General features: G+C 71.7%; 11 protein-coding genes. 7 read left to right on the forward strand and 4 right to left on the reverse strand.

Annotation, left to right across the window (positions count from 1 at the left end; all coding sequences use genetic code 11):
• Positions 1–38: 38 nt before the first annotated feature.
• The 3 genes from CNX65_RS10720 (at position 39) to CNX65_RS10730 (ending at position 3,396) form a co-directional block, all read left to right on the forward strand.
• Complete coding sequence (locus CNX65_RS10720) at positions 39–1,331, forward strand: aspartate aminotransferase family protein (protein ID WP_096492641.1); 1,293 nt, start codon at positions 39–41, stop codon at positions 1,329–1,331.
• Positions 1,328–2,884, forward strand: coding sequence for a CoA-acylating methylmalonate-semialdehyde dehydrogenase (locus CNX65_RS10725; protein ID WP_096492642.1), 1,557 nt, complete (start codon positions 1,328–1,330; stop codon positions 2,882–2,884). Before CNX65_RS10720 ends, CNX65_RS10725 begins: the two co-directional genes overlap by 4 nt.
• 197 nt (positions 2,885–3,081) lie before the next feature.
• Complete coding sequence (locus tag CNX65_RS10730; RefSeq protein WP_096492643.1) at positions 3,082–3,396, forward strand: hypothetical protein; 315 nt, start codon at positions 3,082–3,084, stop codon at positions 3,394–3,396.
• A gap of 651 nt (positions 3,397–4,047) precedes the next feature.
• On the opposite strand, the gene CNX65_RS10735 is transcribed toward CNX65_RS10730, so the two are convergent.
• Positions 4,048–6,261 (reverse strand): elongation factor G-like protein EF-G2, encoded by a 2,214-nt coding sequence (locus CNX65_RS10735; protein WP_096492644.1) that lies wholly within the window; start codon positions 6,259–6,261, stop codon positions 4,048–4,050.
• A gap of 273 nt (positions 6,262–6,534) precedes the next feature.
• Here CNX65_RS10735 and pdxS point away from each other — a divergent pair, with 273 nt between their 5' ends.
• The 4 genes from pdxS to CNX65_RS10755 all read left to right on the forward strand — a co-directional run bounded on the left by pdxS (position 6,535) and on the right by CNX65_RS10755 (position 10,411).
• Positions 6,535–7,503, forward strand: a complete 969-nt coding sequence (gene pdxS / locus CNX65_RS10740) for a pyridoxal 5'-phosphate synthase lyase subunit PdxS (protein WP_096492645.1) — start codon at positions 6,535–6,537, stop codon at positions 7,501–7,503.
• A 933-nt stretch (positions 7,504–8,436) separates the two neighbouring features.
• Positions 8,437–9,051 carry a pyridoxal 5'-phosphate synthase glutaminase subunit PdxT gene (gene pdxT / locus CNX65_RS10745; protein ID WP_096492646.1) on the forward strand — a complete coding sequence of 205 codons (615 nt, stop codon included), beginning with the start codon at positions 8,437–8,439 and terminating at the stop codon, positions 9,049–9,051.
• Positions 9,052–9,070: 19 nt separating this feature from the next.
• Complete coding sequence (locus CNX65_RS10750) at positions 9,071–9,826, forward strand: YebC/PmpR family DNA-binding transcriptional regulator (RefSeq protein WP_096492647.1); 756 nt, start codon at positions 9,071–9,073, stop codon at positions 9,824–9,826.
• A gap of 72 nt (positions 9,827–9,898) precedes the next feature.
• Positions 9,899–10,411 (forward strand): DUF4262 domain-containing protein, encoded by a 513-nt coding sequence (locus tag CNX65_RS10755; protein ID WP_232519779.1) that lies wholly within the window; start codon positions 9,899–9,901, stop codon positions 10,409–10,411.
• 142 nt (positions 10,412–10,553) lie between these two features.
• Here the strand turns inward: CNX65_RS10755 and CNX65_RS10760 are convergent, their stop codons facing one another.
• From CNX65_RS10760 to CNX65_RS10770, 3 genes are read right to left on the reverse strand one after another with little or no spacing between them, the layout of a single operon-like run.
• The gene (locus CNX65_RS10760) at positions 10,554–11,036 is read right to left on the reverse strand and encodes a TIGR03086 family metal-binding protein (RefSeq protein ID WP_096492649.1); all 483 of its coding nucleotides are present in this window, start codon (positions 11,034–11,036) and stop codon (positions 10,554–10,556) included.
• Between the two features lie 12 nt (positions 11,037–11,048).
• The gene (locus CNX65_RS10765; RefSeq protein WP_096492650.1) at positions 11,049–11,597 is read right to left on the reverse strand and encodes a TetR/AcrR family transcriptional regulator; all 549 of its coding nucleotides are present in this window, start codon (positions 11,595–11,597) and stop codon (positions 11,049–11,051) included.
• A gap of 21 nt (positions 11,598–11,618) precedes the next feature.
• Entirely contained in the window at positions 11,619–13,124 is a 1,506-nt protein-coding gene (locus tag CNX65_RS10770; protein WP_096492651.1) for an MFS transporter, read from the reverse strand.
• Between the last annotated feature and the right edge of the window lie 79 nt (positions 13,125–13,203).

Genomic DNA, 13,203 nt, shown 5'->3' on the forward strand with positions numbered 1-13,203 from the left:
GGGGAGATTCGGGAGAGCGCGAACAGCGGGAGGCGCGGATGGCGCACGACGAGCTGCTGGCCAGGCACCGGGCGGTCCTGCCGGACTGGATGGCCCTGTACTACGACCACCCGATCGAGATCACGAGGGGCAGCGGCAGGCACGTCACCGACGGAGAGGGCCGCACCTACCTCGACTTCTTCGCGGGCATCCTCACCAACGGCGTCGGCTACGACATCGCCGAGATCAGCGACGCCATCCGGTCCCAGATCGACACCGGCGTGCTGCACAGCTCCACCCTGTACCTGATCCGCTCGCAGGTGGAGCTGGCCGAGCGGATCGCCGGGCTGTCCGGCATCCCGGACGCCAAGGTGTTCTTCACCAACTCCGGCACCGAGGCCAACGAGACCGCGCTCATGCTGGCCTGCGGGCACCGCCGCAGCGACCAGGTCCTCGCCCTGCGCAACTCGTACCACGGCCGGGGCTTCGCGGCGACCGGCGTCACGGGCCTGCGCGCCTGGTCGCCGACCGCGCTCAGCCCGCTCAAGGTCGCCTGGGTGCACGGCGGCTACCGCTACCGCAGCCCGTTCCGCGACTTGTCCGACGCCGACTACGTCGCCGCCTGCGTCGCCGACCTGCGGGACGTGCTGAACACCGCCACCTCCGGCGACGTCGCGTGCATGATCGTCGAACCGATCCAGGGCGTCGGCGGGTTCACCCTGCCGCCGGACGGGCTGTTCGCCGCGTTCAAGGAGGTCCTGGACGAGCACGGCATCCTGCTGATCTCGGACGAGGTCCAGACCGGCTGGGGGCGCACCGGCGAGCACTTCTGGGGCATCGGCGCGCACGGCGTCACCCCCGACGCGATGACCTTCGCCAAGGGGCTCGGCAACGGGCTCGCCATCGGCGGCGTGGTCGCGCGCGGCGACGTCGTGGACGGCCTGACCGCCAACTCGATCTCCACGTTCGGCGGCAACCCGGTGTCCACGGCGGGCGCCCTGGCGACGCTGGACTACCTGCTCGGCCACGACCTCCAGTCCAACGCGGCCAAGCTCGGCGCCCGGCTGATCTCCGGGCTGCGCGACGTCGCCGCCGACCACCCGCTGCTCGGGGACGTGCGCGGCAAGGGCCTCATGGTCGGCCTGGAGCTGGTCGGCGAGGACCGCGCGCCCGACCCTGCGGCGGCGGTGGCCGTGCTGGAGGCGACGCGCGAGCGCGGGCTGCTGGTCGGCAAGGGCGGGCTGCACGGCAACGTCATCCGCCTCGCCCCGCCGCTGTCGGTGACCGCCGACGAGGTGGAGGAGGCGCTCGTGGTGCTGCGGGACGCGATCGCGGAGGTGTCGGCCCGATGAGCCTGATCTCCGAGGGCGGCGACGGGGCCGCCGACCGGGTCACCGCCGACCGGGTCACCGCGAAGCGGATCACGCACTGGATCGGCGGCAAGCCGTGGACCGGCGGCGCCTCCCGCACCGGCGAGGTGCACGACCCGGCGACCGGGCAGGTCGCGTCCACCGTGGACCTGGCCCCGGTCGAGGTGGTCGACCGGGCGGTCGAGGTCGCGGGGGAGGCGTTCACCCGGTGGCGGGACTCGTCGCTGGCGCAGCGGTCCTCGGTGATGTTCGCGTTCCGCGAGCTGCTGCACGCCCGCAAGGGCGAGCTGGCCGCGATCATCACCGCCGAGCACGGCAAGGTCCTCGCCGACGCGGCGGGGGAGGTGCAGCGGGCGCTGGAGAACGTCGAGTTCGCCTGCGGCATCCCCCACCTGCTCAAGGGCGGCTTCAGCGAGAACGCGTCCAGCCGCGTCGACGTCTACTCGATCCAGCAGCCGCTCGGCGTGGTCGCGGTCGTGTCACCGTTCAACTTCCCGGCCATGGTGCCGCTGTGGTTCGTGCCGACCGCGATCGCCTGCGGCAACGCGGTCGTGCTCAAGCCCAGCGAGAAGGACCCGTCCGCGTCGGTGTTCCTCGCCGAGCTGTTCGCCGAGGCAGGGCTGCCCGACGGGGTCCTGAACGTGGTCCACGGCGACAAGGAGGCCGTCGACCGCCTCCTCGTCCACCCGGACGTGAAAGCCGTGTCCTTCGTCGGCTCCACCCCGGTGGCGCGCTACGTCTACGAGACCGCGACCGCGCGCGGCAAGCGCGTCCAGGCGCTCGGCGGCGCCAAGAACCACATGGTCGTCCTCCCCGACGCCGACCTCGACCTGGCGGCGGACGCCGCGGTCTCGGCGGGCTTCGGCTCGGCGGGGGAGCGCTGCATGGCGATCTCCGCGGTCGTCGCCGTCGACCCGGTGGGCGACGCCCTGGTGGCCAAGATCGCCGAGCGCATCGCCGCGCTGAAGGTCGGCGACGGCCGCCGCGCGGGCTGCGACATGGGCCCGCTGATCACCGCCGCGCACCGCGACCGCGTCACGTCCTACCTGGACAGCGGCGTCGCCGACGGGGCCGACCTGGTCGTGGACGGCCGGGACCACGCGATCGACGGCTCCCCCGAGGGCTTCTGGCTGGGCCCGACCCTGTTCGACCGGGTGGGCGTGGACATGGCGGTGTACCGGGACGAGGTGTTCGGCCCGGTGCTGTCGGTGCTACGCGCGACCGGCTACGACGAGGCCCTGGACCTGGTCAACGCCAACCCTTACGGCAACGGCGCCGCGATCTTCACCAACGACGGCGGCGCGGCCAGGCGCTTCCAGCACGAGGTGGAGGTCGGCATGGTCGGCGTGAACGTGCCCATCCCGGTGCCCGTCGCCCACTACTCGTTCGGCGGCTGGAAGGACTCCCTGTTCGGCGACTCGCACGCCTACGGCCCGGAGGGCGTGCACTTCCACACCAGGACGAAGGTCGTCACCGGCCGATGGCTCGACCCATCCCACGGAGGGGTGAACCTGGGGTTCCCGCAGAACACCTGAGGTGACCCTGGACGGGCCCGGAACCGCCTAAATCGGGTCCGGGCCCCGGTTCTATTCCACTTCGTGCCGGATTTGGTGATTTCTTTGGAATAGGTGTTGTGAATGGCGTAGGGTCAACCGCGTTGTCGCGCAGTTGCCCCGCACCAGACCGGCGAACGCCGGTCCGCTTGCCGTTCGCGGTGGGACGAGGAGCCCCGGTGGTCATCACTCGTGAGATCGACCCTCCCCGGATCCTGCTGGAGGGCGAGGTCGAGGACCACCACCTGGACGAGCTGACCGTCCTCCTCAGAACCGCGGAACCGGCAGGCGGAGACGTCCGGGTATCCCTGCGCGGCGTGGCGTTCTTGCAGGCAGAGGTAGTGCGCACCCTGGTCCGAACAGCCGGCGAACTAGCCGACCGCGACCTCACCCTGGTCCTGGACCTGGCCCCCCACCACCGCTGGGCGATCACCGCCCTGGGCTGGAACGACGCCCCCGGCCTGGTCATGGTGAACGGCGACAACCCACCCTGACCCGCCCCCACCTCTCGCGCTCCCCACCGCCCCCACGTCGCACAGCCAACTTTCCCGAACTTTTCTCACACCACCCCCACCCTTTTCCTGTCGCCCCGCTGTCCCTCGTTCACGGTGCTGACAAACCCACCGATGAATTTCCCTGATGGCCCATTCGCCTCAGTCCCGGCAACCCCGCAGCGGAACTCCACCCATCCCCAATCACACTGCCCAAAAACCCTCCCACCCCACAATTCCCGCCCCCCTGTGCAGCGGAAAACCGACAAGCCCTCTCCCCGCCCACTCACCTCCCCCGGCTCACCCCACCTCACTCACCCCATCCCGGTAGTCCTCGTCTCCCGCCTGACACCCCTCCCTCCCACCTGACGCCTCCCTTCTTCCTCTCCCTCTGTCCTCTCCCCCCCTGCGCGCTCCCCGTTCCGCCCAGGAACAGGACCAAGGCCAGGGCTGAGGCCGGGACCAGGGCCAGGACTAGGGCTGGGGTCGGGACCAGTGCTGGGGCCAGGACTAGGGCTGGGGTCGGGACCAGTGCTGGGGCCAGGACTAGGGCTGGGGTCGGGACCAGTGCTGGGGCCAGGACTAGGGCTGGGGTCGGGACCAGTGCTGGGGCCAGGACCAGTGCTGGAGCCGAGTCCGGGGCTGAGACCTTGCCTAGGGCTGGCCACCGCTGCCGGTAGTGGCTGTGGCTGTAGCTGCGGCTCGCAACGGCTCGTAGTGGGCGAAGTGGCGGGTGTGCGCCCCCGTTCCCGAGGTGAGCGAGCGCAACTCCACCGCGTAGCGCAGCAGCGAGGTGCACGGCACCTCCGCCCGGATCGTCGAGATTCCCGGACTGACGTCCGCCTCGGTGCCCAGCACCCGCCCCCGCCTGGCCGACAGATCACCCAGCACCGCGCCCAGGTGCTCGTCCGGCAACCGCACCACCACCTCGTCCACCGGTTCCAGCAACACCGTCACCCCGCCCGAGGCGGCGTCCTTCAACGCCAGCGACCCCGCCGTCTGGAACGCCGCGTCCGACGAGTCCACCGAGTGCGCCTTGCCGTCCACCAGCGTCACCCGGACGTCCACCACCGGATGACCCCCGGACAGCCCGCGTTCGAGCTGCGCGCGCACGCCCTTCTCCACGCTGGGCACGAACTGGTTCGGGATCGAACCGCCGACCGTCCGGTCGACGAACTCGAACCCCGCCCCGCGCGGCAGCGGCTCCACGACGACGTCGCACACCGCGTACTGCCCGTGCCCACCGGACTGCTTCACGTGCCTGCCGTGCCCCTTCGCCACCGAGGCGAACGTCTCGCGCAGCGCCACCCGCACCGGCTCGGTGTCCACCTCCGTCCCACCCGCGCGCAACCTGGCCAGCACCACGTCCGCGTGCGCCTCGCCCATGCACCACAGCACCAGCTGGTGCGTCTCGGTGTTCCGCTCCAACCGCAGCGTCGGATCACCCGCGACGAGCTTCCCGAGGTTGCGCGCCAACGAGTCCTCGTCACTGCGACTGCGCGCCGCCACCGCCACCGGCAGCAACGGCTCGGGCATCGCCCACGGCCGCACGAGCAGCGGCTCGTCCGGCGCGGACACCGTGTCCCCGGTCTCGGCGCTGCCCAGCTTGGTCACCGCGCACAGGTCCCCGGCCACGCAGAAGGGCACCTCCCGCAGGCTCGCGCCCAACGGCGAGTAGACGTGCGCCACCCGCTCGTCCACGTCGTGGTCCTCGTGCCCCCGATCACCCATCCCGTGCCCGGACACGTGCACCGCCCGCTCGGGCCGGAGCGTCCCCGAGAACACCCGGACCAACGACACCCGCCCGACGAACGAGTCCACAGCGGTCCGCACCACCTCGGCCACCAGCGGCCCGTCCGGGTCGACGGCGAGCCGAGGCCGAGGCGCCCCGTCCACCCCGGTCACCTCGGGCAGCGGGTGCTCCAACGGCGAGGGGAACGCCCTGCTGATCCCGTCGAGCAGCTCGGGCAGCCCCACCCCGGTCGTGGCGCACACCGGGATGACCGGGTGGAAGGCCCCACGCGCGACGGCCTTCTCCAGATCGGCGACCAACGTGGCCTGCTCGACCACCTCGCCCCCGAGGTACCGCTCCAGGAGCGTCTCGTCCTCGCTCTCGGCGATGATCCCCTCGATCAACACCTCCCGCAGCGCCCGGTGCTCCTCCTCGGCGAACTCCACCTGGGCCAACAGGTTCACCAGCCCGGTCTCGGTGACCCCACCGGCGAACAGCCCACTCCCACCTCCACTCCCATCGCTGCCCCCGTTTCTGCTCCTGTCGCTTTCCCCGCCCTCGTTCCCACCTCCAATCCGGTCACTCCCGCTGCTCCCGCCACCCGGCAGGTAGAGCGGGACCACTCCCGCGCCGAACGCCTCCTGGCAGGCGGCGGTGGTCGCCGCGACGTCGGCCCGCTGGTGGTCGGTCCGCGAGATGACGACCGCGCGCGGCATCCCCACCGCGGCGCACTCGGCCCACAGCGCCGTGGTCGCCGCGTCGACCCCCTCGGCCGCGCACACGACGAACAGCGCCGCGTCCGCCGCCCGCAACCCGGCCCGCAGCTCACCGACGAAGTCGGCGTACCCCGGCGTGTCGATGAGATTGATCTTGATGTCACCGTGCCGCACCGGCGCCACGGCCAACCCGACCGACCGCTGCTGCCGCACAGCGGCCGGATCGTGGTCGCACACCGTGTTCCCCTCGGCGACCGAGCCCGCCCGGCTCAGCGCACCGGTTCCGGCCAGCAGGGCCTCGGTGAGCGTCGTCTTGCCCGACCCGGACGGACCGACGAGGACGACGTTGCGCACCTTGCCGGGATCGTCCACGGCGACCGCGCCTGCCGGACGTGAGTTGTCGGAGTTCTTGCTGAACATGTGAGACCGCCCTCCGCAAGTTTTAGTGCTCGATCTCACACCCGCGAGGACCGTGGCGACAAGGGGAGGGCACTGGTCGGTGGTAGCGCGCGGGCTGGGCGGGTGACGGTTCCGGCAGGTGCGTCTGGACCTCCTGATGGGTGTGCCGGGCAGGCGTTCCGGGGTGGCGAGTGGACTGCTGAGAACGGTGCGGATTGGCTCCTTTCAGCGGGCCACGTCGCACGTACGCTCCTGTTCGTCCTCATCTGCCGCTGTGAAAGGGCTGGTCCTGCCGTGGTTGCTTCCTCTTCTCCTTCCGCTGGTGGCGCTGCTGCCGTCGGTGCTGACGGTGTCGGTGCTGACGGTGCCGCCGACTCCGCTCGGGTCACCGGAACCGCGCGGGTCAAGCGCGGCATGGCGGAGATGCTCAAGGGCGGCGTGATCATGGATGTGGTCGATGCCGAGCAGGCCAAGATCGCGGAGGACGCGGGTGCCGTCGCGGTCATGGCGCTGGAGCGGGTGCCCGCCGACATCCGCGCCCAGGGTGGCGTGTCGCGGATGAGCGACCCGGACATGATCGAGGGGATCATCTCGGCCGTGTCGATCCCCGTCATGGCCAAGGCGCGGATCGGGCACTTCGTCGAGGCCCAGGTGCTCCAGTCCCTGGGTGTCGACTACGTCGACGAGTCCGAGGTGCTCACGCCCGCCGACTACGCCAACCACATCGACAAGTGGCAGTTCACCGTTCCTTTCGTGTGCGGTGCGACGAACCTGGGTGAGGCGCTGCGGCGCATCACCGAGGGGGCCGCGATGATCCGGTCCAAGGGTGAAGCGGGCACCGGTGACGTCTCCAACGCCACCACCCACATGCGCAAGATCCGGGCGGAGATCTTGCGCTTGCAGAACCTCCCTTCCGATGAGCTGTACGTCGCGGCCAAGGAGTTGCAGGCGCCTTACGAGCTGGTTCGCGAGGTCGCCGAGGCGGGCAAGCTGCCCGTGGTGCTGTTCACGGCAGGAGGCATCGCCACGCCCGCCGACGCGGCGATGATGATGCAGCTCGGAGCCGAGGGCGTGTTCGTCGGTTCAGGCATCTTCAAGTCGGGCAACCCCGCGCAGCGCGCCGAGGCCATCGTCAAGGCGACCACCTTCTACGACGACCCCGACACCATCGCCAAGGTCTCCCGTGGACTGGGGGAGGCCATGGTCGGCATCAACGTCGACGACCTCCCGCAGCCCCACCGGCTCGCCGAGCGCGGTTGGTGACGACGCGGGTCAAGTTCGAACGCCACAGCTGCCGCGTGCGGCTCGATGTCGCACCTGGCTGATGGCGAACGCGGCTGCCGGTGGGCATGTCTGGCGTCGGGTAAGGGTGAGGCAGGTCGACCCCGGTTGAACGGCAGGTGAGGTCGCGTCGGGCGTGAGTTGGCGCCGAGCCTGGTTCTTCGGGCAGGGGGAGTGGTGCGAGGGCGGTGCGCGGTTGCGGATGCGGTTGCAGGTGCCGTCAGTGCGACCGGTCGGCCGGCTGGTTGGCCTCGCCTTCCTGTCGCCCTCTCCGCCCTCTCTCGCGCCCCGCGAGTCGCACCGCACCTTCCCCGGCCGCGCCGAGCCTTCTCCAGTCGAGCCCTCTCCAACCCAGCCCTCTCCAACCGAGCCTTCTCCAACCGGGCCCTCTCCGGCCACGCCTCGTCGCGCGGCGGCTCCTCGGCCGCCGCGTCGCCGATCGCGGCCCCCGTGGCGGCCTCGTCGGATGTCGCGATAAGTCGGACACCGGCGGTTCGAGTGGCACGGAGCACCGCGCCCCCGCATACCGGAGCAATGAGCAATACGTCGAACAGGTGTTCGAATTCGGCTGCATGGCTCAATGATCGACCCGTGGGCCACTCGGGGCAATAGCTCGAACGGGTGTTCTAATCAGCGCCCCTCGCCCCGAACACCCCGCACCCCTGTGGTGATCACAACATCAAGCCTTGCCCAAGCCCAGCGGCACGCGCGGCGCGGACGCTCTAGCGTCGGAGACGCGGAAGCGAGCCTTCCTCCAATCCGTCGTCCGGCCGCCCACCACGCCGCCGGGCGCAGCGCGGGACCGCGTCACTCGCGTCCCGCAGGTAGTCCGATCGGGCCGGACGGGTGTCACGAGCCCCGTCCGGTCCGGTCACCTGAAGGCGGAACGCCCGCCCGGAGGAAGGAACCCCGCACATGTCCACCGTCGGTGTCCTCGCCCTGCAGGGCGACGTGCGCGAACACCTGGTAGCGCTGGCCGAGACCGGTGTCCTGGCCCGCCCGGTGCGGCGTCCCGAAGAGCTGGACGAGGTCGACGGCCTCGTCCTCCCCGGCGGGGAGTCGACCACCATCGCCCGCCTCCTGCACACCTTCGACCTGCTCGAACCCCTCCGCGCCCGGATCAAGGACGGGATGCCCGCCTACGGCTCCTGCGCGGGCCTGGTCCTGCTCGCCGACCGGGTCCTCGACGGCCGCCTCGACCAGCAGCAGGTCGGCGGCCTGGACGTCGTGGTCCGCCGCAACGCCTTCGGCCGCCAGGTCGACTCCTTCGAGGCCGAACTCCCCTTCGAGGGCCTCGACGAGGGCCCCGTGCGCGCCGTCTTCATCCGCGCCCCGTGGGTGGAATCGGCGGGAGACGGGGTGGAGGTGCTGGCCAGGGCCCCCGAATCCGATGACCTGGGCCCCGCCGCCGGTAGGATCGTCGCGGTTCGGCAGGGAAACGTGCTCGCCACCTCGTTCCACCCGGAACTGACCGGTGACGGGCGGGTGCACCGCCTTTTCACGGACATGGTCCGCGCTGCCGCGGGCTGAAGGACTCGACGGAGGAGACATGAGCGGCCACTCCAAGTGGGCGACCACCAAGCACAAGAAGGCCGCAATCGACGCCAAGCGCGGCAAGCTCTTCGCGCGGTTGATCAAAAACATCGAGGTGGCGGCCCGCACCGGCGGCGGCGACCCCGACGGCAACCCCACGCTGTACGACGCCATCCAGAAGGCCCGCAAGAACTCGGTCCCGCTGGACAACATCGAGCGCGCCCGCAAGCGCGGCGGTGGTGAGGAAGCCGGTGGCGCCGACTGGCAGACCATCATGTACGAGGGCTACGGCCCGAACGGCGTCGCGGTCCTGGTCGAGTGCCTGACCGACAACCGCAACCGCGCGGCCAGCGAGGTCCGCACCGCGATGACCCGCAACGGCGGCCAGATGGCCGACCCCGGCTCGGTGTCCTACATGTTCGCCCGCAAGGGCGTCGTGATCGTGCCCAAGAACGACGGGCTCACCGAGGACGACCTGCTCATGGCGGTGCTGGACGCGGGCGCCGAGGAGGTCAACGACCTCGGTGACAACTTCGAGGTCGTCTCCGAGGCGGGCGACCTGATCCCGGTCCGCAAGGCGCTGCAGGACGCCGGTCACGACTACGAGTCGGCCGACGCGAACTTCCTGCCGTCCGTGTCGGTCCCGCTGGACGCCGAGGGCGCGCGCAAGATCTTCAAGCTGATCGACGCGCTGGAGGACTGCGACGACGTGCAGAACGTCTTCGCGAACTTCGACGTCTCCGACGAGGTCATGGCCGAGGTCGACGCCTAGTCCGACCCCGGCGCACGGGGTCCGGCCGAGTCCGGGCCCCGTGCGCGCCCGTCCCGCGTGCACAATGGCGACGTGTCGACACCCGCGCTGAACCCAGGGGAAGAGAACCTCCGCCGCTGGCTGCTGGAGCAGGCCGAGGTGCACGGCCACGCCATCATCAACGTCCCGCAGGACGACGAGGGCGCCATGTACTCGTTCTCGGTCGGGGCGTGGCGCAGGTTCGGCGTCGCCGAGGCGGTGGTGGTCGGCCTCGACCACGAGTACGCCGAGGTCCTGATCAGGGCCTACGTGGACCGCGCCAGCCGCGGCGAGCGGTTCCTGCCCGGCAAGCTGTACTTCGACTTCCTCGAGAACGCCCCGGTGACCTTCGAGCGGGTGTTCCGCGGCTTCTACCCGGAGTTCCTGGGCAGCGCGTTCCTCCTCTACGGCTCGGGCGACTTCGCCGCGGTGCAGATCCTGGTGCCCTCGGGCGACGGGAAGTGGCCGTGGCAGCGCGACGCGCCCCCCGGCTTCGCAGACTGGCAGCTGCTGCTCACCGAGAGCGGCAGGCCGGAGAGCTGGGCGCCGGGGGTCAGCGGGCCCTGACGTTGTCCGGCCGTCGTCATCCCGGCGCGCGCCGACCGCGCACAACGGCCGCGCGCTACCAAGGACGTGGGCGCGGGAGCCCCACCCGCGCCGCAGCGGACCGAGGGGGAGCGCTCGGACCTCAGCTCCCCCTCGGCGCGGATCAGGGTCTGCGCCCGAGCAGCGCGACGAGCCTGGTCTGCGCGTCGGCGTCCGCCCCGACCGGCACCGGGTCGGCGAACAGCCCGCTCCCGCTCCACGCGTCCGCCTCGCGCTCGGCGAACGCCAGCACCGCCTCGGCGAGCCCCGCGTCCACCCGCCGGTCCGCGCCGACCGCGGTGGCCAGGTCCCAGGCGTGCACGGTCAGGTCGAGCGTCATCTGCCACCCGTACTCGTCCGCGCCCGCCTCACCGGAGCTGAGCCGCACCCGCTTGGCCAGCGCGTCCGGCTCGATCCAGGCCTCCCGCGCGGCGGACGCGGCCAGCACCCACGAGTGCCGGGGGTCCACGCCGAGCCGGTCGCCGTCGAACCGGTCGCCGACCTGCTCGACCGTGCACCCGGCCAGCAGCTCCGGCGCCCACAGCTGCTCCCGCACGAGGTGGTCCACCAGGTCGCGCACCGTCCAGTCCGCGCAGGGCGTGCCCAGCCGATCAGCGGATCATCCCCGCTCGGCGTCCTCCACCAGCCGGGTGATCCGCTCGGTGAGCCGCCCGCGCAGCTCCGGCGACAGCTCGCCGTAGCCGAGCGCCTGGTACATCCACAGCCCGTCGGCGGCCAGCCGCGCGACCAGCCTGGTGAGCGCCGCGTCGTCGTGCTCGGCGTTCTCGGCTGGCTCGCTCCACCTCGCCAGCACGTCCGCCCACGGCCAGGTCGTCTCCTCGTGCGGCACCGACTCCAGCATCAGCTGCAGGTCCGCCCGCGTCGCGCTCTCCAGCGACACCCGCGCGTACGCCGTCAGCCGCTCGGTCGCCGTGGTGTCGGCGGCCTTCTTGCCCGCCTCCGCCTCCAGCTGCGCCTCCCACTGCTCGGCCAGCCACTGGTGCAGCGCCACGAGCAGCGCCTCGCGCGCCGGGAAGTGGTACATCAGGCCGCCCTTGGTCAGCCCGGCCTCCACCGCGACCGACTCCAGCGTCAACCGGGTCAGCCCCTCCCGCTGGACGAGCGCGAAGGCCGCCTCCAGGATCTTCGTGCGGTTGCTCTGTCGCATTCGGGTGCTCCTCGCGGTGGTTCAGTGCCCGCTGATCGTCCCAGCCCGACCCCGGTCACCCCGGAGCAGGACCGCCGCGGCCACCGCGCCCGCCACCAGCACCCCGGCCGCGACGAGCAGCACCCAGGTGAACCCGGTGTCGAACGCCGCGAACGCCGGTTCCAGCACCGACCGGTCACCGTTCGCGCTGGTCACGGCCCCGGCCAGGCTCTCCCGCGCGGCCTGCGGCGCGTCACCGGGCAGGTCGACGACGGCGCTGTACACGCCGGTGAGCAGGCTGCCCAGCAGCGCCACGGCGGTGAGGCTGCCGAACTCGTAGGACACCTCCTCGACCGACGAGGCCATCCCGGCCCGGTGCGCGGGCGCGCTGCCGATGATCGCCGACGACGCCACGCCCATCACCCCGCCCATGCCCAGGCCCGCGACCACCAGTCCCGCGATCAGCCAGCCGAGCCCGGCGGGCAGCGCCAGCGCCGTCCACACCACGCCCACCGCCGTCACGGCAAGACCGCCCACGATCAGCACGCGCAAGCCCACGACGTGCAGGAACGCCCCGCCGAGGAGGCCGGTGACCAGCGAACCGGCGGCGGCGGTGGCGACCACCAGCCCGGCTTCGAGCGGGCTGAACCCGGCGACGAGCTGGAACCGCTGCGTCGTCACCAGCTGCACGCCCGCCATCGCGAACATCGCCACGCCCGCGCTCAGCGCGCCCGCCAGGAACACCGGGTTCCGGAACAGCGCGAAGTCCAGCAGCGGGTGCGCGAGCGAGCGCTGGCGGCGGGCGAACGCCCAGAACCCCGCGGCCGACGCGGGCAGCGCCACGGCCAGCACCGGCAGCGAGACGGTGGCCGCCGCCAGCTCCTTGACCACCAGCACCAGGCCGACCAGACCGACCATGACCTGCAACGATGACAACGCGTCCCACTGCTTCGAGCGGTCGGCGACGCCCTTCGGGGCCACCAGCGCGGTCGCGACGAGCGCCACGAGCACCACCGGCACGTTGACCAGGAACACCGAGCCCCACCAGAAGTGCCGCAGCAGCAGGCCGCCCAGCACCGGGCCGAGCGCCGCGCCGACCACGGCGACGCTGCCCCACACGGCGATCGCGAGGTTGCGCTCGCGCTCGTCGGTGAAGGACAGGCGGATCAGGGCGAGCGTCGCGGGCATCATCGTCGCGGCGCCCACGGCCAGCACGGCGCGGGCCGCGATCAGGACCTCGGGGGAGGTGGCGAAGGCGGCCACGACCGAGGCGGCGCCGAACAGCACGAGGCCGACCAGGAACATCAGGCGGTGGCCGACGCGGTCGCCGAGGGTGCCCGCGCCGAGCAGCAGACCGGCCATGACCAGCGGGTACGCGTTGATGATCCACAGGCTCTGGGTGGCGCCGGCCCCCAGGTCCTCGGTCAGGGTGGGCAGGGCGGTGTAGAGCACCGAGTTGTCCAAGGTGATCATCAGCAGGCCCAGCGCGACCGTGACCAGCAGGGTCCACCGGTGGGACGTGCCGGTGGGCGCGTTCACCGTCGTCATGACGACCTCGTTCCGCTCCCGGGCGCTGTCGCCCGACCAAACTGTACCTTCCGGAAGGTACAGTTTGCGGGAGCTGCGA

The sequence above is a fragment of the Actinosynnema pretiosum genome (genome assembly GCF_002354875.1).
GTDB lineage: Bacteria > Actinomycetota > Actinomycetes > Mycobacteriales > Pseudonocardiaceae > Actinosynnema > Actinosynnema auranticum.